At 70.6% G+C, this 24,985-nt stretch carries 23 protein-coding genes and 1 pseudogene; 11 read left to right on the top strand and 13 right to left on the bottom strand.

The features are described 5' to 3' along the window. Positions 1 to 44: 44 nt before the first annotated feature. The 6 genes from ACZ4RZ_RS25190 to ACZ4RZ_RS25165 all read right to left on the bottom strand — a co-directional run bounded on the left by ACZ4RZ_RS25190 (position 45) and on the right by ACZ4RZ_RS25165 (position 7,413). A complete protein-coding gene (locus ACZ4RZ_RS25190) occupies positions 45 to 1,049 on the bottom strand; it encodes a sugar phosphate isomerase/epimerase family protein (protein WP_467747750.1) in 1,005 nt (334 codons plus the stop codon). A gap of 13 nt (positions 1,050 to 1,062) precedes the next feature. After that, on the bottom strand, positions 1,063 to 2,268 hold the full coding sequence (locus ACZ4RZ_RS25185; protein WP_467747748.1) for a Gfo/Idh/MocA family protein: 1,206 nt from the start codon (positions 2,266 to 2,268) through the stop codon (positions 1,063 to 1,065). Between the two features lie 124 nt (positions 2,269 to 2,392). Further along, a complete protein-coding gene (locus ACZ4RZ_RS25180; RefSeq protein WP_467747747.1) occupies positions 2,393 to 3,442 on the bottom strand; it encodes a substrate-binding domain-containing protein in 1,050 nt (349 codons plus the stop codon). Between the two features lie 20 nt (positions 3,443 to 3,462). Next, a complete protein-coding gene (locus ACZ4RZ_RS25175) occupies positions 3,463 to 4,452 on the bottom strand; it encodes an ABC transporter permease (RefSeq protein ID WP_467747829.1) in 990 nt (329 codons plus the stop codon). A gap of 109 nt (positions 4,453 to 4,561) precedes the next feature. Further along, positions 4,562 to 6,115, bottom strand: a complete 1,554-nt coding sequence (locus ACZ4RZ_RS25170; protein WP_467747745.1) for a sugar ABC transporter ATP-binding protein — start codon at positions 6,113 to 6,115, stop codon at positions 4,562 to 4,564. A gap of 116 nt (positions 6,116 to 6,231) precedes the next feature. Beyond that, positions 6,232 to 7,413 (bottom strand): ROK family transcriptional regulator, encoded by a 1,182-nt coding sequence (locus tag ACZ4RZ_RS25165; protein WP_467747744.1) that lies wholly within the window; start codon positions 7,411 to 7,413, stop codon positions 6,232 to 6,234. A gap of 229 nt (positions 7,414 to 7,642) precedes the next feature. Between ACZ4RZ_RS25165 and ACZ4RZ_RS25160 the strand changes: the two genes are divergently transcribed. After that, positions 7,643 to 8,980 (top strand): low temperature requirement protein A, encoded by a 1,338-nt coding sequence (locus tag ACZ4RZ_RS25160; RefSeq protein WP_467747742.1) that lies wholly within the window; start codon positions 7,643 to 7,645, stop codon positions 8,978 to 8,980. 4 nt (positions 8,981 to 8,984) lie between these two features. Here ACZ4RZ_RS25160 and ACZ4RZ_RS25155 read toward each other — a convergent pair whose 3' ends face one another. The 4 genes from ACZ4RZ_RS25155 to ACZ4RZ_RS25140 all read right to left on the bottom strand — a co-directional run bounded on the left by ACZ4RZ_RS25155 (position 8,985) and on the right by ACZ4RZ_RS25140 (position 12,347). After that, on the bottom strand, positions 8,985 to 9,662 hold the full coding sequence (locus ACZ4RZ_RS25155) for a GntR family transcriptional regulator (RefSeq protein WP_467747740.1): 678 nt from the start codon (positions 9,660 to 9,662) through the stop codon (positions 8,985 to 8,987). 158 nt (positions 9,663 to 9,820) lie between these two features. Next, a complete protein-coding gene (locus ACZ4RZ_RS25150; RefSeq protein WP_467747738.1) occupies positions 9,821 to 10,759 on the bottom strand; it encodes a beta-ketoacyl-ACP synthase III in 939 nt (312 codons plus the stop codon). 159 nt (positions 10,760 to 10,918) lie between these two features. Then, positions 10,919 to 11,047 (bottom strand): MFS transporter small subunit, encoded by a 129-nt coding sequence (locus tag ACZ4RZ_RS25145; RefSeq protein WP_467747737.1) that lies wholly within the window; start codon positions 11,045 to 11,047, stop codon positions 10,919 to 10,921. Further along, entirely contained in the window at positions 11,019 to 12,347 is a 1,329-nt protein-coding gene (locus tag ACZ4RZ_RS25140; RefSeq protein ID WP_467747735.1) for an OFA family MFS transporter, read from the bottom strand. The genes ACZ4RZ_RS25145 and ACZ4RZ_RS25140 overlap by 29 nt, the downstream gene beginning before the upstream one ends. Before the next feature lie 253 nt (positions 12,348 to 12,600). Between ACZ4RZ_RS25140 and ACZ4RZ_RS25135 the strand changes: the two genes are divergently transcribed. The 4 genes and pseudogenes from ACZ4RZ_RS25135 to fdhD all read left to right on the top strand — a co-directional run bounded on the left by ACZ4RZ_RS25135 (position 12,601) and on the right by fdhD (position 16,013). Next, entirely contained in the window at positions 12,601 to 13,572 is a 972-nt protein-coding gene (locus ACZ4RZ_RS25135; protein WP_467747733.1) for a 2-dehydropantoate 2-reductase, read from the top strand. Continuing rightward, entirely contained in the window at positions 13,569 to 14,972 is a 1,404-nt protein-coding gene (locus tag ACZ4RZ_RS25130) for a molybdopterin oxidoreductase family protein (protein WP_467747732.1), read from the top strand. Before ACZ4RZ_RS25135 ends, ACZ4RZ_RS25130 begins: the two co-directional genes overlap by 4 nt. A gap of 29 nt (positions 14,973 to 15,001) precedes the next feature. Continuing rightward, a pseudogene (locus ACZ4RZ_RS25125) lies at positions 15,002 to 15,142 on the top strand (2Fe-2S iron-sulfur cluster-binding protein); the annotation flags it as partial. Between the two features lie 7 nt (positions 15,143 to 15,149). Beyond that, positions 15,150 to 16,013, top strand: a complete 864-nt coding sequence (gene fdhD / locus ACZ4RZ_RS25120; RefSeq protein WP_467747730.1) for a formate dehydrogenase accessory sulfurtransferase FdhD — start codon at positions 15,150 to 15,152, stop codon at positions 16,011 to 16,013. Between the two features lie 115 nt (positions 16,014 to 16,128). Here the strand turns inward: fdhD and ACZ4RZ_RS25115 are convergent, their stop codons facing one another. Next, on the bottom strand, positions 16,129 to 16,572 hold the full coding sequence (locus ACZ4RZ_RS25115; RefSeq protein ID WP_467747728.1) for a MarR family winged helix-turn-helix transcriptional regulator: 444 nt from the start codon (positions 16,570 to 16,572) through the stop codon (positions 16,129 to 16,131). A gap of 148 nt (positions 16,573 to 16,720) precedes the next feature. Here ACZ4RZ_RS25115 and ACZ4RZ_RS25110 point away from each other — a divergent pair, with 148 nt between their 5' ends. From ACZ4RZ_RS25110 to ACZ4RZ_RS25095, 4 genes are all read left to right on the top strand, one after another. After that, positions 16,721 to 17,638 carry a quinone oxidoreductase family protein gene (locus ACZ4RZ_RS25110; RefSeq protein WP_467747726.1) on the top strand — a complete coding sequence of 306 codons (918 nt, stop codon included), beginning with the start codon at positions 16,721 to 16,723 and terminating at the stop codon, positions 17,636 to 17,638. Positions 17,639 to 17,877: 239 nt separating this feature from the next. Then, complete coding sequence (locus ACZ4RZ_RS25105; protein ID WP_467747725.1) at positions 17,878 to 18,120, top strand: hypothetical protein; 243 nt, start codon at positions 17,878 to 17,880, stop codon at positions 18,118 to 18,120. Positions 18,121 to 18,209: 89 nt separating this feature from the next. Further along, positions 18,210 to 20,123 (top strand): exo-alpha-sialidase, encoded by a 1,914-nt coding sequence (locus tag ACZ4RZ_RS25100; protein ID WP_467747723.1) that lies wholly within the window; start codon positions 18,210 to 18,212, stop codon positions 20,121 to 20,123. Positions 20,124 to 20,133: 10 nt separating this feature from the next. Then, positions 20,134 to 21,372 carry a hypothetical protein gene (locus ACZ4RZ_RS25095; protein ID WP_467747722.1) on the top strand — a complete coding sequence of 413 codons (1,239 nt, stop codon included), beginning with the start codon at positions 20,134 to 20,136 and terminating at the stop codon, positions 21,370 to 21,372. Here ACZ4RZ_RS25095 and ACZ4RZ_RS25090 read toward each other — a convergent pair. After that, positions 21,305 to 22,354 (bottom strand): bile acid:sodium symporter family protein, encoded by a 1,050-nt coding sequence (locus ACZ4RZ_RS25090; RefSeq protein WP_467747721.1) that lies wholly within the window; start codon positions 22,352 to 22,354, stop codon positions 21,305 to 21,307. The genes ACZ4RZ_RS25095 and ACZ4RZ_RS25090 overlap by 68 nt on opposite strands. Before the next feature lie 136 nt (positions 22,355 to 22,490). Here ACZ4RZ_RS25090 and ACZ4RZ_RS25085 point away from each other — a divergent pair, with 136 nt between their 5' ends. After that, positions 22,491 to 23,372, top strand: coding sequence for a LysR substrate-binding domain-containing protein (locus tag ACZ4RZ_RS25085; RefSeq protein WP_467747719.1), 882 nt, complete (start codon positions 22,491 to 22,493; stop codon positions 23,370 to 23,372). A 42-nt stretch (positions 23,373 to 23,414) separates the two neighbouring features. Next, positions 23,415 to 23,948, top strand: coding sequence for a GNAT family N-acetyltransferase (locus tag ACZ4RZ_RS25080; protein ID WP_467747717.1), 534 nt, complete (start codon positions 23,415 to 23,417; stop codon positions 23,946 to 23,948). Positions 23,949 to 24,003: 55 nt separating this feature from the next. Here ACZ4RZ_RS25080 and ACZ4RZ_RS25075 read toward each other — a convergent pair whose 3' ends face one another. Continuing rightward, positions 24,004 to 24,984 (bottom strand): Lrp/AsnC family transcriptional regulator, encoded by a 981-nt coding sequence (locus tag ACZ4RZ_RS25075; RefSeq protein WP_467747715.1) that lies wholly within the window; start codon positions 24,982 to 24,984, stop codon positions 24,004 to 24,006. Between the last annotated feature and the right edge of the window lies 1 nt (position 24,985).

The following is a 24,985-nucleotide window of genomic DNA, read 5'->3' as shown; positions in this document are numbered from 1 at the left end:
GGGTGCGCCGTCACCCCGGAATGCGATGAACTCTCCGACGGGGCCTAGTCGTTGCCGCCGAATGCCGCGTCGAACGAAGCCGACGGCGGCTCGAAGTCGTATGCCTTGAGGCGGGTCAGGGCCTCGGGGGCGCCTTGGAGCCGGTCCATGCCGGCGTCCTCCCACTCGACCGAGATGGGGCCCGCGTAGTCGATGGAGCGCAGCATGCGGAAGACGTCCTCCCAGGGCACGTCGCCGTGGCCCGCGGAGACGAAGTCCCAGCCGCGGCGCGGATCGCCCCAGGGCAGGTGCGAGCCGAGACGGCCGTTGCGTCCATCGAGCCGCTTGCGGGCTTCCTTGCAGTCCACGTGGTAGATCCGGTCACGGAAGTCGTAGAGGAAGCCGACCGGGTCGAGGTCCTGCCACACGAAGTGCGACGGGTCGAAGTTCAGGCCGAAAGCAGGGCGGTGGTCAACTGCCGCCAGTGCCTTGTGCGTTGTCCAGTAGTCGTACGCGATCTCGCTCGGGTGGACCTCGTGCGCGAAGCGCACGCCCTGCGCGTCGAAGACGTCCAGGATCGGGTTCCAGCGCGTCGCGAAGTCCTCGTAGCCGCGCTCGATCATCGATTCGGGGGCGGGCGGGAACATCGCGACCAGGTGCCAGATCGCCGAGCCGGTGAAGCCGATGACGGTGTCGACGCCGAAGGCCGCTGCCGCGCGGGCGGTGTCGGCGATCTCGGCGGCGGCCCGCTGCCGTACGCCCTCGGGTTCGCCGTCGCCCCAGATGCGGGCCGGCAGGATCGCCTGGTGGCGCTCGTCGATGATGGCGTCGCAGACGGCCTGGCCGACCAGGTGGTTGGAGATCGCCCAGCACTTGAGGCCGTACTTGTCGAGGAGTGCGTGCCTGGAGTCGATGTACGCCGGGTCCGCGAGCGCCTTGTCGACCTCGAAGTGGTCTCCCCAGCAGGCGAGTTCGAGTCCGTCGTAGCCGAAGTCGCGGGCCAGGCGGCAGACCTCTTCGAGGGGCAGGTCGGCCCACTGGCCGGTGAAGAGCGTGAAGTTGCGCGGCATTCCCAAGGCCTCCTCAGACCGCGATGGGTGTGTAGACGGAGTTCTTCTCGGCGCTCTCCTCCACCGCCGCCAGCACGCGCTGCACCTGCAGCCCGTCGGCGAAGGACGGCACCGGTGAGCGGCCGGCCGCGATGGCGTGCACGAGATCGCGGGCCTGGTGCACGAACGTGTGCTCGTAGCCGAGGCCGTGGCCCGGCGGCCACCAGGCGTCCAGGTAGGGGTGGTCGGGCTCGGTGACGAGGATGCGCCGGAAGCCCGCGTGCGCGCCGGGTTCGGTGTGGTCGTGGTACGAGAGCTCGTTGAGCCGTTCCAGGTCGAAGGCCAACGAGCCGCGCTCACCGTTGAGTTCGATGCGCAGGGAGTTCTTCCGCCCGGTCGCGAAGCGGGAGGCCTCGAAGGAGGCGAGGGCGCCGGAGGCGAAGCGGGCGGTGAAGAGCGCCGCGTCGTCGACCGTGACGGTGCCTACGCCACCCGCCTCCGACACGGCGGACAGCCCGCTCGACGCTCCACCGGGCAGCGGCCGCTCCCGTACGAACGTCTCAGTGAGCGCCGAGACCCCGACGAGCGGCTCGCCCGCCAGATACTGCGCGAGGTCGACGATGTGCGCGCCGAGGTCACCGAGCGCTCCCGATCCCGCGAGCTCCTTGCGCAGGCGCCAGGTGAGCGGGAACTGCGGGTCCACCAGCCAGTCCTGAAGGTATGTCACCCGCAGGTGCCGCAGGGTGCCCAGGCGTCCCTCGGCGACCATCCGCCGGGCGAGCGATGTGGCGGGCACCCGCCGGTAGTTGAATCCGACCATGGCCAACTGGCCGCGCGTGAAGGCCTCTTCGGCCGCCGTCGCCATCGCGACGGCCTCCTCGACCGTGTTCGCGAGGGGCTTCTCGCACAGCACGTGCTTGCCCGCGGCCAAGGCGGCGACGGCGATCTCCGCGTGGCTGTCACCGGGGGTGCAGATGTCGACGAGGTCGACGTCGTCGCGGGCGATCAGGGCGCGCCAGTCGGTCTCGGCCGCCGCCCAGCCGTGCCGGTCCGCCATCGCTCGCACGGCCTGTCCGTCACGGCCGCAGACGGCGGCGAGGACCGGGCGGCGCGGCAGGTCGAAGACGCGGCCCACGGTGCGCCAGCCCTGTGAGTGGGCGGCGCCCATGAAGGCGTAACCGACCATGCCCACGCCCAATGGCGGCTTCTCGGCCTCGTCGCCCTGGTGCGGCTGTCCCATGCGGATGTCCTCCTCGTCGTCGTGGCGCGGTGGGGGGTGGGGCCTGACCCCGGTGGGACCTGATCCGGTGCGAACTGATCCAGTGCGAACTGATCCGCCGGCCAGGTCCCTGGGGCAGGGCGCATCACTTGAAGCCGGTGGCCATGTACTGCTGGACGTTGTCCTTGTCGACGACGGCCGAGTAGAGGGTGAGCGACGCCGGGATCTCGAACTCGGCGAGGCCGCCGATGCCCTTGCCCTGGCCGAGCGCGCGGGCGAGGTCGATCGCGGACGCGGCCATGGTCGGCGGATACAGGACGGTGGCCTTGAGGACGCTGTTGTCGGCGTCGATGGCCTGGAAGGCGGAGAGGGCGCCGGCGCCGCCGACCATCAGGAAGTCGTCGCGCCCGGCCTGCTTGATGGCCCGCAGCGCGCCCACGCCCTGATCGTCGTCGTGGTTCCACAGTGCGTCGAACTTCGACTGGGCCTGCAGGAGTTGGGCCATCTTGGCCTGCCCGGACTCGACGGTGAACTCGGCGGCCTGGCGGGCGACCTTCTTGATGTTCGGGTAGTTCTTCAGGGCCGCGTCGAAGCCCTGGGTGCGCTGCTTGGTGAGCTCCAGGTTGTCGAGCCCGGCGAGTTCGATGACGCGGGCGCCCTTCTTGTCCTTGAGCTTCTCGCCGATGTAGTGACCGGCGTTGAGACCCATCCCGTAGTTGTCTCCGCCGATCCAGCAGCGGTACGCCTGCGGTGAGTTGAAGATCCGGTCGAGGTTGACGACGGGAATGCCCGCGCGCATCGCCTGCAACCCGACCTGGGTGAGCGCCTTGCCGTCGGCGGGCAGCACGACCAGGACATCGACCTTCTTGTTGATCAGCGTCTCGATCTGGCCGATCTGCGCGGCCGTGTCGTTGGAGCCCTCGGTGATCTCCAGGGTGACGTCCGAGTACTTCTTGGCCCGGCTCTTGGCGTTGTCGTTAATGGCGTTGAGCCAGCCGTGGTCGGCCTGCGGGCCGGCGAAGCCGATGGTGACGTGCTTGCCGGGCTTGTCGTCGGCGGCCGGCTGGCTGTTCGCGGCCGTCTTCTCGTCCTTGGTGTCATTGCTGGTGCAGCCGACGAGGAGGGCGCCGGCCGAGACGGCGGCGGTCCCGAAGAGCAGTCCTCTGCGGCTCGTGAGGCTCGTGGGTTCTGGCATGGCGGTGGGCCCTTCCCGTGTCAGGTCGTGCTTGCTGTGCGCCGCTGGACCAGGACCGCGGCGACGATGATCGCGCCCTTGGCGATCTGCTGGACGTCGCTCTGGAGGTTGTTCAGCGCGAAGATGTTGGTGATCGTCGTGAAGATCAGGACACCGAGCACCGAGCCGGTGATGGTGCCGCGTCCTCCGCTGAGCAGAGTGCCGCCGATGATCGCGGCCGCGATGGCGTCGAGTTCGTACAGGTTGCCGTTGGTGTTCTGGCCCGAGCCGGACAGGATGATCAGCAGGAAGGCGGCGATGCCGCAGCACAGTCCGGAGAGCAGGTAGAGGTACAGCCGCTGGCGTCGTACGTCGATGCCGGCGAGCCGTGCCGCCTCCGCGTTGCCGCCGACGGCGACCGTGCGCCGCCCGAAGGTCGTGCGGTTGAGGATCAGCCAGCCGATGACCGTGACGACGGCGAAGACGAGCACCAGCGGCGGTATGCCGAGCACGTACGAGTCGCGCTCGCCGAGTTTCAGGATCCCGTCGATGGTGACGATCTGCGTCTTGCCGTCCGTGATCTGGAGGGCCAGGCCGCGGGCCGAGGCGAGCATGGCGAGCGTCGCGATGAAGGGGACCATCGCGCCGTACGCGATGAGCAGTCCGTTGACCAGGCCGCAGCCCACGCCGACGAGCACCGCGGTGAACAGGACACCCGCGAATCCGTACTCCTGTGTGGCGACGGTGGTCGCCCACACCGAGGAGAGGGCGACGATCGCTCCGACCGACAGATCGATGCCGCCGGAGGTGATGACGAAGGTCATACCGACGGTGACGACGCCGATCACCGACGCCTGGGTGAGGACGAGTTGGAGGTTGCGGGTGTCGAGGAACTCGTCGGGCTTGGTGACGCCGCCGATGACGATCAGGGCGGCGAGCACGCCGAGGAGCGAGAGGGTGCGGACGTCGGCCCGGATCGCCAGGGCGCGTGCCGGGCCACCCCGGCCGCGAACAGCCTCGGAATCGGCCACTCGTTCGGCCGCTGGTCCTGTCGGGTGCGGTTTGCTGAGCACGAGCAACTCCCGTCATATGACTGCTAAGTTGGCGACATGCCTTCGGGCAGCGGTCAGGTCTTGGCCGTCATGAGGTCGTTCCGCGGCCGAGTGAGAAGCCGTCTCCTTCGGGAGAGGGAGGAGTCACCACGAGGTCGAGTACGCGAAACTCGTCCAGTTCCCGCGAAGGGCCGGAGTGGATCACCCGGCCCTCGCGGAGAATCATCACCCGGTCGGCCAACCCCAGAACTTCGGGAATCTCACTCGAGACCAGCAACACGGCGAGGCCTTCGTCGGCGAGCCTGCGGATGACCGCGTACAGCTCGGCGCGGGCACCGACGTCGACCCCGCGGGTCGGTTCGTCGAGGAGCAGGACGCGGCAGCCGCGCAGCAGCCAGCGCGCCAGGACGGCCTTCTGCTGGTTGCCGCCGGACAGCGTCCGGATGGGCACCGACGGGTTGTCGGGGCGCAGGGAGAGCTCGCGGGTCGCCGCCCGCGCCGCACCGCGTTCGGCACTCCGGTCGATCCAACCCCCGTGCGCGAAGCGGGACATGGAGGACACCGACACGTTGCGGGTGACGGACTCCAGCATCAGCAGGGCCTGTGCCTTGCGCTCCTCCGGGGCGAGTCCGAGTCCGGCACGGACGGCGGCGCGTACGCTGCCGGGGCGCAACGCCCGTCCGTTGACGCTGACTCGACCGGCCATCGGCTTCCGTGCCCCGTAGATCGTCTCCAGGATCTCGGAGCGCCCGGAGCCGACGAGCCCTGCCAGGCCGACGATCTCACCGGGGCGCAGGTCGAGGTCGAGTGGCGCGAACTCCCCGGCACGGGCCAGTCCTTGGACCTTGAGCACGGGCTCACCGGGTGGCCGTGACCGGGGCCGGTCCGGGAAGACGTACTCGACATTGCGCCCCGTCATCAGCGCCACGACCTCACGCGTCGGCGTGGACTTCGCGGGCAGTCCGCCCGCCACCGCGCGCCCGTCCTTCAGCACGGTGACGCGGTCGCCGATGCGGCGGATCTCCTCGAGACGGTGCGAGATGTAGACGACGGCGACGCCGTCCGCGGTCAGATCGCCCACGATGCGGAAGAGGTTGTCGACCTCGTCGGGGTCGAGGGCCGCGGACGGCTCGTCCATGACGATCAGGCGTACGTCGTGGGAGAGCGCCCGGGCCATCGAGACGATCTGCTGCTGGGCCGCGGACAGCTCCCCGACGAGCCTTCCGGGGTCGATCTCAGGATGCCCAAGTCTCTTGAGCAGGCTGGCAGTTGACGATCGTGCCGCCTTTCCCCGCACGACGAAACCGGCGGCCGTGGGTTCATGTCCGAGGTGGACGTTCTCGGCCACCGACAGGCCCTCCACCAGGTCGAGCTCCTGGTAGATGGTGGCGATGCCGAGGCGCATGGCGGCGATCGGCGACCTGAGGGTGACCTGTTCGCCGCGCCAGCCGATGGTGCCCTCGTCGGGCTGGTGGGCGCCGGCCAGGACCTTGATGAGCGTGGACTTTCCGGCGCCGTTCTGGCCGAGCAGACAGTGCACTTCGCCGGCCTGGACGTCGAGGTCGACGCCGTCGAGGGCCCGGACTCCGGGGAACGACTTGGTGATGCCGGACATGGTGAGCAGCGGTGGTTCTGGTGCCATGGCGGTTCCCCTTGGCGGGCGTGCGGGCCGGTTGCAGGGCAGGGCGCTTACACGAGCAAGCATGTTCAGGGCGTGGCAGAGCAGGGCGCTGTGCTGGTGATCTACGGATGACGTGATTACGCGGGTGAGAACAGGTGGTCGCTGATCAGCCGGGCCCCGCCGATCACGCCGGCGGTCGGGCCCAACTCCCCGAGAACGATGGGCAGGTTGCCGGTCGCCAGAGGCAGCGACTGGCGGTAGACCTGGGTACGGATCGCGGCGAGCAGCGTGTGGCCGAGGCCGGTCACACCGCCGCCGATCACCACCAGGCCGGGGTTGAAGAACGACACGAGTCCGGCGATGACCTGACCCGTACGGTTGCCGCCCTCGCGGATCAGATCGAGCGCGGTGGCGTCGCCCGCGGCGGCCGCGGCGGCGACGTCGACGGCGCTCAGGGCGCCGTTCGTCTCCAGACGCGTGGCGAGTTCCGCCGAGCGGCCCTGCTGGGCCGCCTCCACGGCGTCGCGCGCCAGTGCGGCACCGCTGAAGTGGGCCTCCAGGCAGCCCCGGTTGCCACAGGCGCACGGACGTCCGTCGGGCACGGCCTGGATGTGCCCGATGTCGCCCGCGCTGCCCGTCGTACCGCGGTAGACCTCACCGCCGACGACGATGCCGCAGCCGATGCCCGTGCCGATCTTGACGCAGAGGAAGTCGCCCACGGAGCGTGCGACGCCCGCGTGCTGCTCCCCCATGGCCATCAGGTTCACGTCGTTGTCGACCATGACCGGGCAGCCGAGTTCCTGGCTGAGCGCCTCACGGACCGGGAAGCCGTCCCAGCCGGGCATGATCGGCGGGGCGACCGGGACGCCCTCGGGAAAGCGGACGGGCCCCGGTACGCCGATTCCGGCGCCGTCGAACCCTTCAGCGAGCCCCGAAGCCCTCAACTTGGCCGCCATGGACAGGACTTGCTCAAAGACGGCGACCGGGCCCTCGCGTACGTCCATGGGCTGGTTGATGTGCCCCAGGACTTCCAGTTCCGCGTTGGTGACGGCCACGTCGATCGAGGTGGCGCCGATGTCGACGCCGAGGAAGCGCAGGGCCGGTGCGAGTCGGATGTTGTGGGAGCGGCGGCCGCCACGGGATGCGGCGAGTCCGTCGGCCACCACGAGCCCGGTCTCCAGGAGCCGGTCCACCTCGACGGCCAGCTTCGACCGCGAGAGGTCGATCTGATCGCCCAGCTGGGCCCGGGAGTTGGGGCCGCCGTCACGCAACAGGCGCAGCAGCCGGGCCTGGTGCGCGTTCGCGGGTCGTGCCGTCATACGTCTCACGAGCCCCTCCCCGCCTCAATCGGCCTGCGTCTGTCAAGTTCCGGCCACTTCACCGGTCTTGCTTTCGAGGGGAACGTAGCAGCGGCTGCCGCGAGTGGGAAGAAGTCGCACACGAATTGCCGCCAACTTTCTCCACTCGCAGGACAAAGGGAGGTCCGCACACCACGAGGGAGGTCGCCTACATACGATCTGCGCAGCGATCGGTTTCGGGGGGGACCTCATGAGCACGGCAGAGGACGAGGCAGGACACCCGGCCCTGGACACGGCAGGACGCACGACCGGGGACGAGACGGGGAACGCGGCCGGGGACGAGGCGGGACCCACGGCCGTGGACGGGACGGGGAACGCGACCGTGGAAGAGGCCGGGCGCACGGCCGTGGACGAGGCCGGGCGCAGAGTCAGCACCCTGGAGCTCTTCTTCGACCTGGTCTTCGTCTTCACGCTCACCCAGCTCACCGTGCTGCTCACCGCCGACCTGTCGTTCGCGACGGCGGCGCGCATCGCGCTGATCTTCGTGGTGCTGTTCTGGATGTACGGCGCGTACGCGTATCTCACCAACCAGGTGCCGCCCGACCGGCCTTCCCGACGGATCCTCCTGATGCTGGGCATGGGCGCGTTCCTGGTGTGTGCGCTCGCCATCCCGCGGGCCTTCGACGACGGCGGAGTCGTCTTCGGCCTCGGCTTCCTGGCCGTCGTGCTCGTGCACAGCGCGCTCTACACCCGTAGCCACGGCCGCGATGTCGTCTGGTACGCGGTGCCGAACTCCCTGGCCGCGCTGTCGGTCACGGCGGCGGGGCTGTTCGACGGACTCGCCGCCGACGGGCTGTGGCTGCTCGCGCTGGTGCTGCAGTTCGTCACGCCCTTCTTGGCGGAGCACGGTCCACGGCGCCGGGACGGGCGTGAAGCCGCCTTTCTGCGCACGCAGTTGGGCGGTCTCGACCCGGCGCACTTCGTGGAGCGACACGGGCTGCTGCTGATCGTCGCGTTCGGCGAGTCGGTCATCGCGATCGGTATCGGCATCGGTGATCTGCCGCTGACGGTGGGCCTGTTCGGCGGGGCCTTCCTCGCCCTCGCGCTGGCGATCGCGCTGTGGTGGACGTACTTCGTGCGCGACGAGCACGGTGCGGAGGCCGTGTTCTCGGCGACCCCGCCGGACCGGCGCTGGCGCCTGGCGATGAACGCGTACTACTACGCGTTCCTGCCCATGCTGCTCGGCATCGCCTATCTCGCGGCGGGCGTGAAGAAGACCCTCGGGCATCTCACCGAGCATCTGCACTCCGGCCCGGCCCTCGCACTCGCCGGCGGGGTGGCCCTCTTCCTCTCCGGCGACGTGGCGTTCCGCGCCGTGCTGCGGCTGTTCCCGGTGAGCTTCCGCGCGGCCGCGGTGCCCGTCACCCTGGCCACCGCGCTGCTCGGCGTCCGGCTGTCGGCGGTCGCCGAACTCCTCGCGCTGGTGGGCGTGTTGGTGGCGATGCTGGGGGCGGAGGCGCGATGGTCACCGTGCCGGGCCGGCGCGGACGCTCCGCAGAGCCCCGATTCGCCGACGGCCGTGGCCTGATCCGCTACTTCTCCCGCTCGTGGTACATCTTCCGCGTGTGTTCCGTGTGGGCGCGCATGACCGCCGTGGCGCGCTGCTCGTCGCGGTCCGCGATCGCCGCGATCAGCTCACGGTGCTCGATCCAGGACTGGTGGCCGCGCTGCCGGGCGACCGGTGTGTAGTACCAGCGGACCCGCCGGTCGACCTGCGCGGCCAGCTCGGCGAGGACCGTGTTGCCCGCGAGCTCCATGACCTTGGCGTGCAGCCGGGCGTTCATCGCGACCGCGCCGTCCACATCGTCGGCGGCCACCGAACGCTCACCCTCCTCGCAGAGCTCCTCGAGCGCGGTGATGGCCTCGGAACTCGCGTTGGCGGCGGCGAGCCGGGCGGCCTCGGCCTCCAGGAGCGTACGGACCGTGAGGAGCTGGTCCGCCTCCTCCTCGGTCGGTTCGTGCACGAACGCGCCCTGGGCGGGCCGCAGATCGACCCAGCCCTCGGTGCTGAGGCGCTGCAGTGCCTCGCGCACGGGCTGCCGGGACACCCCGAGGTGCCCGGCGAGTTCGCTCTCGACGAGGTGCTGGCCCGGCTGGAGGGCGCGGGTGGTGATGAGTTCGAGCAGCGCCTCGTAGACGCGGTCGCGGAGCGGGCCGGGCCGTTCGAGCTTGGGCACGGCACCCTGCGGCAGTCCTGTCGTCGACAACATGACGGTCCCTCCTGGGCAGCGCCGTCGCTGCAATATGAAAGCCAATTATGAATTGTCTTTCGCCTACAGTCTACGGCGCACAAACGCCAGGAGACACCGGAGTTGGGCTCGTCACACCTGGGCGTACCAGGGGGCGTACGAGGGAGGGTACGAGCAGTTCACGGGCAGCGGACGACCTGTCCCGCGTACGACAGATTCCCGCCGAAGCCGAAGAGCAGGACGGGGTCGCCCGAGGAGATCTCCCCGCGCTCGACGAGCTTGGAGAAGGCGAGCGGGATGCTCGCGGCGGACGTGTTCCCGGAGTCGGTGACGTCCCGCGCGACGACGGCGTTGACCGCGCCGATCTTCACGGCGAGCGGCTCGATGATGCGCAGGTTCGCCTGGTGCAGGACGACTGCGGCAAGGTCCTCGGGGGCGAGGCCGGCGCGCTCGCAGGCCTGGCGGGCGATGGGCGGGAGCTGGGTGGTGGCCCAGCGGTAGACGCTCTGCCCCTCCTGGGCGAACCGCGCGGGCGTGCCCTCGATCCGGACGGCGTGCCCCATCTCGGGCACCGAGCCCCACAGCACGGGCCCGATCCCAGGCTCGCCGGAGGCTTCGACCACCGCGGCCCCGGCCCCGTCGCCGACGAGCACACAGGTCGTACGGTCGCTCCAGTCCGTCACGTCGGACATCTTGTCGGCGCCGATGACCAGCGCGCGGGTCGCGGCACCGGCCCGCACGGCGTGGTCCGCGGTGGCCAGCGCGTGCGTGAAGCCCGCGCAGACGACGTTGACGTCCATGGCGGCCGGCGACGGGATGCCGAGGCGGGCGGCGACCCGCGCGGCCATGTTCGGGGAGCGATCGACGGCCGTGGACGTGGCGACCAGGACGAGGTCGATGTCGCCCGGGGTCAGGCCCGCCGCCGCGAGCGCCTTGGCGGCGGCGTGCGCGGCCAGCTCGTCGACCGGCTCGTCGGGCCCGGCGATGTGGCGCGTGCGGATGCCCACCCGGCTCCTGATCCACTCGTCGCTGGTGTCGACCAGGCCCGCCAGGTCCTCGTTGGTGAGTACCTTGGCGGGCTGGTAATGGCCGACGGCGGCGATCCGTGAGCCGTTCATGAGTGGTCCCCCTCGTTGCCTTGGGTAGCGGGATCCACCAGTCTGATCAGTGACTCACGGGTACGACGGCAGGTGATGCCACAGGAATGGGACGCCAGGCTTGTCGGCTTCTGTCAGACCCTCGGACGCCCGAACACCTCCAGCACACATGCCCAGGCATCACCCCGTGAACAGCTGCTTGGCCTTCAATACCAGCTCGTACAGGCCATAGCACAGGGGCACGCCCACCCACAGCCAGGCGAACGCGATCAGATTCCGCCTACTGGGCGGACTGCTCTCGCTGGACATCGACGGCCTCCCTCGGTGCGGGAATGTGGTGCCGGACATGGACGGGTCGTACCAGCTCGTTGGCGACGAAGCCGACCGCGAGCAGGCCGATCATGATCAGGAAGGAGAGGCCGTACAGGGACGAGCCGTGCTTGCCCGCCTCCTCCTGGTGGTCGGCGATCCAGTTGACGATCAGCGGACCGAGGACGCCCGCCGTGGACCAGGCGGTGAGCAGCCGGCCGTGGATCGCACCGACCTGGTAACCGCCGAAGAGGTCCTTCAGGTACGCGGGAATCGTCGCGAAGCCGCCGCCGTAGAACGAGAGGATCACCAGCGCGCAGATGATGAACAGCGGCTTCGAGGAGTCCCCGAACCAGGCGATCAGCGCGTACATCAGCGCGCCCACCCCGAGATAGACCCGGTAGATGTTCTTGCGTCCGATCAGGTCGGACGTCGACGACCAGCCGATCCTGCCGGCCATGTTGGCCGCCGACAGCAGCGCGACGAATCCGGCGGCCGCGGAGACGGACACCGGCGTGGACGTGTCCGCGAAGAAGTCCGTGATCATCGGCGCGGCCTTCTCCAGGATGCCGATGCCCGCGGTCACGTTCATGCAGAGCACGACCCACAGGCACCAGAACTGCGGGGTGCGCACGGCGTTCCTGGCGGAGACCTGCACGCCGTCGAGCGCGCTCGGCGCGGACGCGACCGGCTTCTCGCCACGCGGCACCCGCACCAGCAGCACACCGAGCGACATGAAGACGGCGTACGTCAGTCCGTGCACGAGGAAGGCCAGCGCGATGCCGGAGGAGTCGGAACCGAACGACTTCAGCATCTGCGTGGACCACGGCGAGGCGATCAGCGCGCCGCCGCCGAAGCCCATGATCGCGATGCCGGTGGCCATGCCGGGCCTGTCCGGGAACCACTTGATCAAAGTGGAGACGGGTGAGATGTAGCCGATGCCGAGGCCGATCCCGCCGACGAAGCCGTAGCCGAGGACGATCAGCCAGTACTGCTCGGTGGCGGCGCCGAGGGAGGCGATCAGGAAGCCGGAGGAGAAGCAGACGAGGGCGACGGTCATCGCCCAGCGCGGCCCGTTGCGCTCGACGAGCGTGCCGCCGAACGCGGCGGACAGGCCGAGCATGACGATGCCGAGCTGGAAGGGCAGCGCGCTCTGGGTTCCGCTGAGGCCGAGCGCGGATTCGAGCGGCGGCTTGAAGACACTCCAGGCGTAGGCCTGGCCGATGGAGAGGTGGACCGACAGAGCGGCCGGCGGGACGAGCCAGCGGCTCCAGCCGGGCGGTGCGACAGGGGGACTCATGATCCCGAACGATAGGAAGCGGTTCCCCGAGGGGGAACCCGCACAACCGAAACTGGTCGACCGTATGCGATGAGCGGTACCCCTGGCGCGACGAACGGTCGGCGGGGCCCGGCGAACGGTCTCCTGAACGTCGCGCGAAAGACCCCCGAGTGGGACCCAGCCCTTGCTGCAAGTCATTCCATCCTGTAGACAATATTTCGTCGACAGAGTTCGGCAGTTCCTCGGTACCCTCGACCGAACGGAGCGCCACACAGTGAAAGTCGCCGTTCTCGGCGCCGGTGCGATCGGCGCCTACGTCGGCGCCGCGCTGCACCGCGCAGGCGCCGATGTGCACCTCGTAGCCCGTGGACCGCATCTGGCGGCCATGAGGCAGCACGGAGTCAGAGTCCTCAGCCCGCGCGGAGACTTCACCGCGCGCGCCCACGCCACCGACGACCCGGCCGAGATCGGTCCGGTCGACTACGTCTTCCTTGGCCTGAAGGCCAACTCGTACGCGGCGTGCGGGCCGCTGATCGAGCCATTGCTGCACGACACCACGGCGGTCATCGCCGCCCAGAACGGCATCCCCTGGTGGTACTTCCACCGGCACGGCGGTCCGCACGACGGCCATCGCATCGAGAGTGTGGATCCGGACGGCGCGGTCAGTGCGGTGCTCGCGCCCGAACGGGCCATCGGATGCGTGGTCTATGCCGCGACCGAGCTGGAGGGACCGGGCGTCGTACGCCATCTCGAAGGCACCCGGTTCTCCATCGGCGAGCCCGACCGCTCCCTCTCCGCGCGCTGTCAGGCGTTCAGCGAGGCCATGCAGGCCGGCGGGCTCAAGTGCCCGGTCGAGCAGGACCTGCGCAACGACATCTGGCTCAAGCTGCTCGGCAACATCTCCTTCAACCCGATCAGCGCGCTGGCCCGCGCGACGATGCGGCAGATGTGCCTGCACGGCGGAACGCGCAAGGTCATCGAGATCATGATGACCGAGACGCTCGCGGTCGCCGAGGCCCTCGGCTGCAAGGTGGGCGTCTCCATCGAGCGGCGCCTGGCCGGCGCCGAGCGCGTCGGCGACCACCGCACCTCCACGCTCCAGGACCTGGAGCGTGGCAAACCGCTCGAACTCGACGTGCTGCTCGCGGCCGTCGTGGAGCTGGCGGAGATCACCGAGGTCCCGGTGCCGACGCTCCGAACCGTGCACGCCATCTCGGATCTGCTCGCGCTGCGGACCGCGGCATGAGCGGACACACCCCGGAGGTCTCCGCCAGGCTCACACACCCCCTGGTCCGGGACTCGCGCGACGAACCCTTCCGGCAGGCCGACTGGGACGAGGCGCTGACCCGCGTCGCCCAGGGGCTGAGCCGGGCGCGCGGCGCCTTCGGAATGTTCTCCCGCGCTCCCGCGACGAGTGAAATGAACTACGTGGCAGGGAAGTTCGCGCGTGTCGTCATGGGCACGAACCACGTGGACTCCCGCAACGGGCTTGTGCTGAACGCCGGCACCGACGTCCCGATGGCCCACGCGATCGGCCGGGAGATCATCCGGGCGGGCCTCGCCGACCACGCCCACATCGAACGGACGACGACGGGCTTCGAGGAGTACCGGCAACTCGTCGAGCCCTGGACCCCCTCGCTCGCCGAGAAGGTGACGGGCGTACCGGCCTCCGCCATACGGGAGTTGGCGCGCGCGTACGCCCGCGGCGAGCGCGCCCGGCCGCGCTGGACGCCGGGCGGCACGGAGCACCACAACGGCACGGACACCGTGGGCGCGCTGAGCAATCTGTCCCTGCTGACCGGGCGCGACCACGGGCCGAGCCCGACGGAGATGTTCGAGGCCATGGAGGAGGGCACACTCAAGGCCGTCTACTGCGTCGGGGAGGACCCGGTGCAGTCGGCGGCCGACAGCGAGCGGGCGATACGGCGGCTGCGCGGCCTCGACTTCCTCGTCGTGCAGGATGCCTTCCTGACGAGGACGGCGGAGTCGGCGGACGTCGTGCTGCCCGGGACCGGCGGGTGGGCGGAGACGGACGGCACAGCCCCCCGCAGCGAGCGCCGAGTTCAGCGGGTCCGCACGGCGGTCACCCCGCCGGGCGAGGCCCGCGACGACATCGACATCATCCGCGACCTTGCCACGCGCCTCGGCCACGACTGGAAGTACGCGGACGCCGAGGCCGTCCACAACGAGCCGCGTCCGAAGCCCCCGGGCGAGCCGGATCTGCGCACGCCCTTCCGGCTCGTCCGGCACGACCCACCGGTCGACCTGACGGACGAGCGGTACCCGATCCGGCTCACCACGGGGCGCCGCCTCGACTCGTACAACACCGGTGCGCAGAGTGGCAGTTCCGTGTCCCCATCACGGCGCGGCGAGTGCGTCGAGCTGTGTCCGGAGGACGCGGAGCACTACGGCGTGGTCGTCGGCGAGGAGGTCCAGGTCCGCTCACGGCGTGGCTCGGTCATTGCGCCCGTGTGGGTGGACACGGCGCTGCGGCCCGGGCTGGCGTTCACGACCACGCACTTTCCGGACGAGGTGGACACCGACCGGCCGACGACCCAGGCGAACTGCCCGATCGTGGGGACGGCGGAGTTCAAGGCCTCGGCGATCCGGATCGAGAAGCTGCCCGTCCCGGCGGTACGGAGGTGAGGCCGGACACGGACCCGCGCCTCCGCCGCGGAGCGGACTGCGACCTCACCCTGCACGTGCAGGACAATGAGATCGTGAAGGTCACCTCGCCGCACCGCGACCCGGTGACCCACGGCAATCTCCGCATCAAGGGCCGATTCGGCCACCAGCACGTACAGAACCGGGGCTGATCAGGACATGGGACGAGTCACGGAACGACGCAAGGTGATCCGCATCCGGGACGGGGCCGTGAACACCCGCCCGGACACGCTCGTCGCCGAGGAACCACTGGAAATCCGCCTCAACGGCAAACCCCTCGCCATCACCATGCGCACGCCGGGCGACGACTTCGCGCTCGCCGCGGGCTTCCTGGTCAGCGAGGGGGTCCTGGGCGAGGCCGACGAGCTGCAGAACATCGTGTACTGCGCGGGCGCCACCGTGGACGGCTCCAACACGTACAACGTCGTCGACGTGCGGACGGCGCCCGGCGTCGTCATCCCCGACATCACGCTCGAACGCAATGTGTACACGACGTCCTCCTGCGGCCTGTGCGGCAAGGCGAGCCTGGACGCGGTCCGTACGACGGCCCGCTGGACGATCGACGACACGGCGGGCGACACCACTCCCCCGGTGCGGCTGGAACCCGAGCTGCTCGCGAGCCTCCCCGACCGGCTGCGGGCGGCCCAGCGGGTCTTCGACCGGACCGGGGGCCTGCACGCGGCGGCGCTGTTCACGGAGGAGGGCGAGCTCCTCGACATACGGGAGGACGTGGGCCGGCACAACGCGGTCGACAAGCTGGTCGGCCGCGCCCTGCAGAACGGCACGCTCCCGCTCTCCCGGACGGTCCTGCTGGTCTCCGGGCGGGCCTCCTTCGAGCTGGCGCAGAAGGCGGTCATGGCGGGCATCCCGGTGCTCGCGGCGGTCTCGGCCCCGTCGTCCCTCGCGGTCGACCTGGCCGCGGAGACGGGCCTGACCCTGGTCGGCTTCCTGCGCGGCGCCTCCATGAACGTGTACGCGGGCGAGCACCGCATCGCCCTGCGGGCCGCGGCCACCCAGGGCTGACCGGCTCCCCGCGACACGGCGGCGGGGCCCCGAACGGCGGGGAGCGCCCCCTGCGCCGGAGGGGCCCCGCCTCAGCCCGTCCGCGCCTGGGCCTGTGCGTGCCTGGGCCCCCGCCTCAGCCCGCCGGTGGCTCCGTGCCGGAAATCCGCGTCAACAAGCCCATGAACTGCTCCCGCTCGGCCGCCGAGAGCGGTGCCAGCAGGGTGTCGTTCGCCTCGCGGGCCGCGGTCTCGCAGCGCTCCAGCAGGCGGGCACCCTCCTCGGTGAGGGACACCGCGTTCTTGCGGCGGTCCTTCGGATCCGGCTCGCGGACGACCAGACCGGCGGACTGAAGGTCGTTGAGAATCCCGACCAGGTCCTTGGGGTCGAGCTGGATGGAGCGGCCGAGCTCGGCCTGGGCGACGGGACCGAGATCGCAGACGGCGGAGAGCACCACGTGGTGCCACATCTTCACGCCCTCGGCGGCCAGGGCCTCGGCGACGAGCGCACGGCCACGGGCGGCGGCCCGGCCAAGCAGCCAGCTGGGGTGGGCACGGATCGCGGACAGGGGGGCGGACATGCCGCCAGGGTAGCCAATAACCGTTGGACACCCCAACGATTACCCCGATACCGTTGGGATTCCCAATGACTTCGACTGCTTCCGACTGCTTCCGGCTGCTTCCGGCTGCTCTCGACTGCTCTCGACTGCTCTCGACTGTGGAGGTGCGATGCGTCGCGTCCGGTACGAGCACACCGGCGGCCCGCTGTTCCTGGAGAACGTTCCCCTGCCCACCGCAGGGCCCGGCGAGCTGCTCGTCCGCACCGAGGCGATCGGCGTGACCCTCCCCGTCGTGCGGAAAGTCACCGAGGCGGCCGAGCCGATCGCGCTCGGCGGCGAGATCGCCGGGGAGGTCGTCGCCGTCGGCGAAGGCGTCACCCGTTTCAGAGCGGGCGACCGCGTCACCGGACTCTGCTTCGGGCACGGGTACGCCGACTGCGCTCCCCTGCTCGAAGCCATGGCCACACCTGTCCCCGAGAGCGCCGGCGCCGTCGACGCGGTCGCCCTCGTCCGCAGCGGTCTGGTCGCGCTCGGCGCCCTGGAAGCGGCGCGCCCCGCACCCGGTGAGTCCGCGCTCGTCACGGCGGCGGCCGGCGGTGTCGGGCACCTCGCCGTCCAGCTCGCCCGTCTGCGGGGCGCGTCGCGTGTCGTGGGCGCGGTGTCCGCTCCCGGGAAGGCGGAGTTCGTACGGGGGCTCGGCGCCGACGCGGTGATCACGTACGACACCGCCGACTGGGGCGCCTCCGTCGACTACGCCCTCGACGCGGTCGGCGGCGACCTGCTCACCCCGGCCATCGCCGCGCTCGCCCCGGGCGGGCGGCTGGTCGCGTACAGCTCGGGCGGCGGGAGCATCCAGGCGTACGACCTCCTCGTGGGCGCCAAGTCGGTGACCGGCTTCCAGATGGCGCGGATCGCCCGCGGGGAGCCGGAGTTGTACGAACGGTGGCGGCAGGAGCTGTGGCGGCGGTTCACGGACGGCACACTGACGCCCGCCGTGCACAGGGAGTTCGCACTGGAGGACGCCGAGAAGGCGCACCAGGTGATCACGTCGCGGAGCAACCTCGGCAAGGTGGTACTGCGGCCCTGACCGATGGAGGGCACGGCCCTGACCGATGGACGGCACGGTTCCGACCGGTCGACGGCACGGCGGTACTGCGCCAACTGCCGACGGACGGCAGGGCCGAACAGCAGCCATGACGCTCCGTCACCGCCCGTCCGGAGTACCCGACGCCGCCCGCACATCCCCGCGCGCCCCGGCTCGTTACTCCTGGCGAGTTCCATCGCGCCACGTCCGCGCGGCCCGTCGTCCAGGTAGGAGGCAGTTGCTTGGATGCCGGCACCACCCTGCTCGGCTCGTTCTTGGCCTGCGCGGTCGTGCTGGGCACGGCTGTCGTGGCGTACTTGGAGAAGCGGGGCGAGAACACCCGACGCCCTCGTCTGCCGCAGGAGTGCAGCGGGTCCGGCGCCAACTCCCCAGCCGGGGGCCGCACTTCCGGTGCTGCCGCCCCCGTGGCGTCGACGGGATCCGGCATGAACACGACCGGTGCACGCTTCTTGTGGGGTGCCTGAAAGCCCAAGTAGCGTCTGTGACGCGAACGTTGGACGTGGGATGTCCAGAGTATCCGGATTGCCCAGACGCATGAAGGGCAGGTCGCACCATGCCGTCAAGTCTCCGCGCACGTCTGAGATTCACTCCTCAAAGACGTCTCAGATCCACCCTCACCGCCGTCCTCACCGCCGCTCTCACCACCGCCGCGCTGCTCGCGCTGCCGAGCCCGGCGGGAGCCGAACAGGCTTCCGCCACAGGTGAGTTCGAGCAGCAGGTGCTCTTCAAGGCCTCCCAGGATCCGGGTTACGCCTGCTTCCGCATCCCAGCCGTCGTGAAGACGACCGAGGGCACGCTGCTGGCATTCGCCGAGGGGCGCGTCCTCAACTGCGGTGACGCGGCCGACATCGACATCGTGGTCAAGCGCTCCACCGACGGCGGGCACACCTGGGGACCCCTCCAGGTCGTCAACGAGGGCGGCGGCGACACGCACGGCAACCCCGCGCCCATCGTGGACCGCGAGACCGGCCGCATCCTGCTGGCCGAGACGTACAACACGGGTCGTACGGACAGCGCGAGTTGCTCCGTGCCCTGTGACCGCACCCCGCACCTGCAGTACAGCGACGACGACGGCCACACCTGGTCGCAGCCGCGCGACCTGAGCGACGAGATCCTCCCGGCCAACTGGAATTCCTGGTACGCCACCGGGCCCGTGCACGGCATCCAGCTGACCCGGGGCCGACACGCGGGACGGCTCGTCTTCGGCGTCAACACCGAGACGTGGAACGGCAGTCGGGTCACCGCGAACAACGCCGCGCTCATCACCAGTGACGACGGCGGCGACCACTGGGACATCGGCGCGACCGACTCCTGGCCGATCGCCGACGACGGCACCTTCCGCCAGAAGCCGTCCGAGATGGCGCTCACCGAACGCACCGACGGCTCCGTCCTCGTCAGCGGGCGCGAGCAGGACGGCACCGACCTCGGCCACCGCACACAGGCCGTCAGCCGCGACGGCGGCGACAGCTTCATGACCCCCTTCCGCGACATCCCCGACCTCTACGCGCCCCAGGTACAGGGCTCCACCCTGCGCCTCGGCGACCGGATCCTGCTGTCCTGCCCCGGCGACCCCGACCGCCGCCGGACCATGATGATCCGCTCCTCGTACGACGGCGGGCGCACCTGGGACAGCGTGGACCGCGGCACGGTGGTCACCACGGACTGGTCCGGGTACTCGGACATGGTCCGCGTCGACGGCGACACGGTGGGCCTGATGTACGAGGGCGGCGCGGTCGACGCACGCGACGAGATCCGCTTCGCCCGGTTCACCGAGGACTGGCTCAAGCCACGCCGTGGCCCGGACCCGACGACGGCCGATTTCGCGGGCACCCAGCGGGCCGCGGTCCTCGGCGGCGCCCAGGAGACGGACGGGGTGTTCGGCGACGCGCTCGCCTTCGACGGCACCGACGACGCCGTCCGGCTGCCGTATCAGGACCGACTACCGCTCGGGACGAAGGACTTCACGGCGTCCTTGTGGTTCCGCTACACCGCCACCACCGGTGAGCAGCCGCTGCTGTGGATGGGCGGGATCGGGACGACACAACCGCAGGTGTGGCTGCGCGGCGAGCCCGCGTCCAACCGGATCACCGGGCTGATCACCACGAGGAACGGCGCGTCGGCCCCGACAACGGCGTCCGTGCGCTCCACGGGCGCGTACAACGACGGCCAGTGGCACCATCTGGCGCTGCGCCGCGGCGGCGGACAGCTCACGCTGTTCGTCGACGGTACGACGGTCAGCACCGCCGACGTGCCCGGATCGGTCAGCCGCAACTCGCCGTTCGGGGTGCACATCGGCCAACGGATGGACAGCCGGGCGTTCTTCACCGGTGCGATCGACGACGTACGGGTCTACGACCGGGCGTTGAGCGACGACGAGCTGGCGGCGGCGCCCGAGCAGCCCTCACGGAAGGCGACCCGGGACACGGTCCTGTGGCTGCCCATGGACCATGTGAGCGGAGACTACTAACGTCCCGTCCGTGCCCGACGACGCACGAGCACGACGGCAGAACGGGACCGGGCTGGGCATTCTGCTGGCCCTGGTCTGCGCGGCCGTGCTGCTCACCGCCCTCCCGGACCACGACCGGGAGGGCGGCGGCGCGTGCACGGCTCGTACGCTCAGGTCCTGGACCGCGAACGCGAAGTACACCGGCGAGTTCGCCCGGTACGGCGACGACGCCGACCGCACCGACGACTGGACCGGCGGCGACGGCACCCACTCGGTGCGGCTGCCAGACGGCCGGGTGCTGTGGCTGTTCTCCGACACCTATCTGGGCCTGGTGCACGCGCCGCCGAACCCGGTCGGAGAGTCGTACGCCTGGCGGGACACGAGCGCTCCCCTCGTGCGCAACTCGGCCGTCGTGATGTCCCGCGAGGGCCGGCTGCGGACGACACTTCCCGCACCCGTGTTCCCGGACCCGGGGCCGCAGCAGTGGCGCTGGCCGGTCGCGGCCCGCGTCGAGCCCCGCTCCCCCGGCTCCTCGGAAAACGTCGTCCGCGTCCTGCTGTGGACCCGTACCACGGGCCAGGCCCCCTGGATCTACGGCGTGCCCACCTCGACCGAGGTCGCCACGCTCTCGCTGCCGGATCTGCGCCTCGAAGGCATCACCACGGTGTTGGACCAGCGTTCCGTCCCGGACGCTTCCCAGCGAGTGCTGTTCGGTACCTCCGCGGTCGACGTGGGCGACTGGACCTACGTCTTCGGCGGCGACGACGGGCAGGCCGCCTCGCGCCCCGCCTCGAAGGCTTACGTCGCGCGGGTGCCGCGCGGCAGGCTCGCCGAGCCGGGGGCCTGGGAGTACTCGGACGGCTCGGGGTGGACGGTGCGGGCGCGTCCGGCGCCGGTGCTCGGGGACGGGCAGCGCACGGGCGTGGGCAGCGCGTTCACGGTGGTGCGCGACGGAGGCACGTACGTGCTGTTCACGATGGCGGCCGGCACCGCGGGCCTGACGACGATCACCTCGTACTGGGCGTGCTCGCCGACCGGCCCCTGGCACGGGCCCACCCGGAGCTTCAGCCCCTCGCTGCCCCGAGGTGACGTGGCGGCGTACAACCCGCAGGCGCACCCGGAGCTGAGCAACGGGGACCGGATCGTGCTCAGCTACGACGTCAACTGGCTGGACGCGACGGGCGCCGCGGCGCAGACGAACCTCAGCCGGAACGTGTCCCTGTACCGACCGCGATTCGTGACTCTGCGACTGGGGGAACCGGGGTCGTAGCCGCCTCGGCGGCCTCGGGGTCGTGGGCACGGCGCCGGGCGATCACCGCGCACACCATGAGCTGCATCTGGTGGAAGAGCATCAGCGGCAGCACGGCGAGCGAGGCGTGCGCGCCGAACAGCACGCTGGCCATCGGGAGACCGGAGGCGAGGGACTTCTTCGACCCGGCGAACTGGATCGCGATCCGGTCCTCCCGGTTGAAGCGCAGTACCTTCGCGCCGTACCAGGTGAGCGCGAGCATCACGGCGAGCAGCGCGGCCTCGACGACCAGGAGTCCGGCCAGCCGGACGGGGCTCACCTGGTGCCAGATGCCCTGCACCATGCCCGCGCTGAACGCGGCGTAGACGACGAGCAGGATCGAGCCGCGGTCGACGTACCCGAGGACCTTCTTGTGCCGCGTGATGAAGCCACCGATCCAGCGGCGCAGCACCTGCCCGGCGACGAACGGCACCAGCAGCTGCAGCACGATCTTGACGAGCGCGTCCGCGGAGAAGCCACCGCCGCTGTTGCCCAGCAGGGACGCCGCGAGCAGCGGGGTGATCACGATGCCCGCGAGCGAGGAGAAGGAGCCCGCGCAGATCGCGGCGGGCACATTGCCCCGCGCTATGGAGGTGAACGCGATCGACGACTGGATGGTCGACGGGACGAGGGTGAGGAAGAGGAGGCCGGTGTACAGGTTGGGTGTCAGGAAGACCGGCTCCAGGCCGCGAGCGGCGAGGCCGAGAAGCGGGAAGACCACGAAGGTACAGGCCAGGACCGTGCTGTGGAGCCGCCAGTGCCTGAGCCCCTCGACCGCCTCACGAGTGGACAGGCGCGCCCCGTAGAGGAAGAACAGGAACGCGATCGCGGCCGTGGACGCGCCCGAGGCGACGTCGGCGCCCGTACCCCGCGCCGGGAAGAGGGCGGCGAGGCCCACCGTCCCGAGCAACAGCAGGATGTACGGGTCGATCGGCATCCAACTCGGCCACTGCAGGCGTTTCAACGGTGCTCCACTACTCGGTTCTGTGCGTCGTCGTACGAGGTCGGGTCGTGCCCTCTCCATCCTCCTCCTCCGACCCGAAATCGGGAATCCTTCATACCGCTCTGACTGTCATCGCGATTCGCGATAACCTAACGGCATGTACGACCCGGCCCAGCTGCGTACCTTCCTGGCGGTGGCCCAGACCCTGAGCTTCACCCAGGCCGCACGGCGCCTCGGGCTGCGGCAGTCCACGGTCAGCCAGCACGTACGCCGTCTCGAAGACACCGCCGGGCGGCAGCTGTTCGCCCGGGACACGCACTCCGTGGAGCTCACGGAGGACGGCGAGGCGATGCTCGGCTTCGCGCGCCGGATCCTGGAGGTGCAGGAGCAGGCGACGGCGTTCTTCACCGGGACACGGCTGCGCGGCCGGCTGCGCTTCGGCGCGTCCGAGGACTTCGTCCTCACCCGGCTGCCGGAGATCCTGGAGGGCTTCCGGTACGACCACCCCGAGGTGGACCTGGAGCTGACGGTCGAGCTCTCCGGCACGCTCCACGAGCAACTCGCGGCGGGCAGGCTCGACCTGGTGCTGGCGAAACGGCGGCCCGAGGATCCGCGCGGCGAGCTCGTCTGGCACGACCGCCTGGTGTGGATCGGCGCGGAACGGCTGCGCCTGGACCCCGACCGCCCGGTCCCCCTGATCGTCTACCCGCCCCCGGGCATCACCCGCGCCCTCGCCATGGAAGCCCTGGAACGCCAGGGCCGCCCGTGGCGCATCGCCTGCACCAGCGGCAGCCTCAACGGCCTCATCGCGGCCGCCCGCGCGGGCCTGGGCGTGATGGCCCACTCTCGCGGACTCGTCCCGCCGGGGCTGGTCCGCGTACCGGAGCGGGCGGGACTGCCGGAACTCGGCGAGGTCGACTTCGTCCTGGTGCACGGGCGGCGCCGGACGTCCGCACAGGAAGCGGCGGACGCGCTGGCGGCGGCGATCCTGAGTGGCGGCGTCCGACTGCACCGGGGACCGACGGGACCGCGAAGCTAGGCGTTTTGCTCGGCATGGGAAGCGAAAGGGCAGGATGGGGCCATGAGCGAGATCCGCACCCCCCGTCTTCTCCTGCGCCGCTGGCTGGATGACGACCTCGTCCCCCTGTCCGAGATCCACGCCGATCCGGAGGTGATGCGCTGGATCGGTGACGGTACCCCGCGCTCCTTGGACGAGACCGCCGAGGACATCGAGGCGTGGGAGGAGGAGTGGGACGAGGAGGGCTTCGGGATCTTCGCCGTCGAGCTCCTCGGATCCGGAGAGCTGGCCGGAGCGGTGGGCCTGTACGTTCCGGACTCCCCGCCCGAGGTCGCGGGCCAGGTGGCGATCGCCTGGCGGCTGGGGCGGGCGTTCTGGGGGCAGGGGTACGCGTCGGAGGCGGCGCAGGCCACGCTCGAGTTCGCTCTCCAGGACCGCGGTCTCGACCGGGTCGTCGCCGTATGCCGGACGAGCGACACCGCGTCCGCGAATGTGCTGGGCAAACTCGGTATGGGGGCGGAGAGCACGGCGCAGGACGCTCAGACGGGGCACGATCTGCGGGTGTACGGGATCGATCTCACGGAGTTCCAGGCCTAGGGTTCTCCCGCACATTGCGCCGGCACCTGCGCGAGCGCGGCATGGCACCAGACACCTAGCGTGCCGGCCTCGTGTAGGTGAGCTGCTTGACCCTGCGCAGGAAGGGCGTCGTCTCGACGTGCTGCACGCCTTCGAGGCGGCCGAGCCCCTCGCTCAGGTAGGCGTACAGGCCCGCCGTGTCCCGCGCGATGGCGGTCACGACGATGTTGGAGGAGCCCGCTGTCGCGGAGGCGAAGGCGATGTCGTCGTGGGTGGCGAGGGCCTGGCCGACGGAGTGCAGCGCGGCCGGGACGGCGGTGATCCACAGGCAGGCGGCGAGCGGGTAGCCGAGGATCTCGGAGTGGTACTCGACGTCGATGTACACGGCCCCTGAGGCGATCAGACCGGCCAGCCGGCGTTTGACGGCGGACTCCGAGCGGCCGGTGACCCGCTGGAGCTCGGGGTAGGTGGCGCGTCCGTCCTGTTCGAGGGCAGCGAGCAGCGGCTCGTCCTCGGGGTCGATCCGGGCGGGGCCGGTGAAGCCGGGCGGCTCGGGGCGCAGCGCGGCGATCTGGTCGTCCGTCAGCACGGTGAACTTGCCGAGCCACCCGTTGGGTCCGCCGAAGAAGCGGTGCAGCAGCTGGTGGGCGCGGATCTCCATGATGCTGGGGGTGCGCGGGAGCTTGCCGAGCAGCAGGTCGTCGTGGTCACCGGGGCTGCGGGGGCGCGTCATGCAGACCACCTCGGTACCGCCCGAGGCGAGTCCGATCCAGGCGGTGTCGGGGCGCTTGGCCAGCGCCTCCGCGATGGCCCCCGCATTGTCGGGAGCGCAGCGCAGCCGCAGCATCCATTGGTCCTGGCCCAGCGCTTGGGCGTCGCGGACGGCGACGACGCGGAGCCCGCCCTCGGCGCACAGCCTGCGGTAGCGCCGCGCGATCGTCTGGTCGGAGACGCCCAGCACCGCCGCGATCCGGCTGAAGGGCGCCCGGCCGTCCAGCTCCAGCGCCGCCAGCAGCTGCAGATCGAGCTTGTCGAAGGTATGGGATTCCATCTCCATG

Source organism: Streptomyces sp. NPDC027189 (genome assembly GCF_055566975.1).
The sequence above is the reverse complement of the archived record's forward strand: the minus strand, read 5'-3'. Positions and strand labels throughout refer to the sequence as shown.

What these genes read in the sequence shown, in the direction of transcription:
- ACZ4RZ_RS25190 (WP_467747750.1), bottom strand. Translation starts at nt 1,049, where the DNA reads ATGCCGCGCAACTTCACGCTCTTCACCGGCCAGTGGGCCGACCTGCCC.
- ACZ4RZ_RS25185 (WP_467747748.1), bottom strand. Translation starts at nt 2,268, where the DNA reads ATGGGACAGCCGCACCAGGGCGACGAGGCCGAGAAGCCGCCATTGGGC.
- ACZ4RZ_RS25180 (WP_467747747.1), bottom strand. Translation starts at nt 3,442, where the DNA reads ATGCCAGAACCCACGAGCCTCACGAGCCGCAGAGGACTGCTCTTCGGG.
- ACZ4RZ_RS25170 (WP_467747745.1), bottom strand. Translation starts at nt 6,115, where the DNA reads ATGGCACCAGAACCACCGCTGCTCACCATGTCCGGCATCACCAAGTCG.
- ACZ4RZ_RS25165 (WP_467747744.1), bottom strand. Translation starts at nt 7,413, where the DNA reads ATGACGGCACGACCCGCGAACGCGCACCAGGCCCGGCTGCTGCGCCTG.
- ACZ4RZ_RS25160 (WP_467747742.1), top strand. Translation starts at nt 7,643, where the DNA reads ATGAGCACGGCAGAGGACGAGGCAGGACACCCGGCCCTGGACACGGCA.
- ACZ4RZ_RS25155 (WP_467747740.1), bottom strand. Translation starts at nt 9,662, where the DNA reads ATGTTGTCGACGACAGGACTGCCGCAGGGTGCCGTGCCCAAGCTCGAA.
- ACZ4RZ_RS25150 (WP_467747738.1), bottom strand. Translation starts at nt 10,759, where the DNA reads ATGAACGGCTCACGGATCGCCGCCGTCGGCCATTACCAGCCCGCCAAG.
- ACZ4RZ_RS25145 (WP_467747737.1), bottom strand. Translation starts at nt 11,047, where the DNA reads ATGTCCAGCGAGAGCAGTCCGCCCAGTAGGCGGAATCTGATCGCGTTC.
- ACZ4RZ_RS25140 (WP_467747735.1), bottom strand. Translation starts at nt 12,347, where the DNA reads ATGAGTCCCCCTGTCGCACCGCCCGGCTGGAGCCGCTGGCTCGTCCCG.
- ACZ4RZ_RS25130 (WP_467747732.1), top strand. Translation starts at nt 13,569, where the DNA reads ATGAGCGGACACACCCCGGAGGTCTCCGCCAGGCTCACACACCCCCTG.
- fdhD (WP_467747730.1), top strand. Translation starts at nt 15,150, where the DNA reads ATGGGACGAGTCACGGAACGACGCAAGGTGATCCGCATCCGGGACGGG.
- ACZ4RZ_RS25115 (WP_467747728.1), bottom strand. Translation starts at nt 16,572, where the DNA reads ATGTCCGCCCCCCTGTCCGCGATCCGTGCCCACCCCAGCTGGCTGCTT.
- ACZ4RZ_RS25110 (WP_467747726.1), top strand. Translation starts at nt 16,721, where the DNA reads ATGCGTCGCGTCCGGTACGAGCACACCGGCGGCCCGCTGTTCCTGGAG.
- ACZ4RZ_RS25100 (WP_467747723.1), top strand. Translation starts at nt 18,210, where the DNA reads ATGCCGTCAAGTCTCCGCGCACGTCTGAGATTCACTCCTCAAAGACGT.
- ACZ4RZ_RS25085 (WP_467747719.1), top strand. Translation starts at nt 22,491, where the DNA reads ATGTACGACCCGGCCCAGCTGCGTACCTTCCTGGCGGTGGCCCAGACC.
- ACZ4RZ_RS25080 (WP_467747717.1), top strand. Translation starts at nt 23,415, where the DNA reads ATGAGCGAGATCCGCACCCCCCGTCTTCTCCTGCGCCGCTGGCTGGAT.
- ACZ4RZ_RS25075 (WP_467747715.1), bottom strand. Translation starts at nt 24,984, where the DNA reads ATGGAGATGGAATCCCATACCTTCGACAAGCTCGATCTGCAGCTGCTG.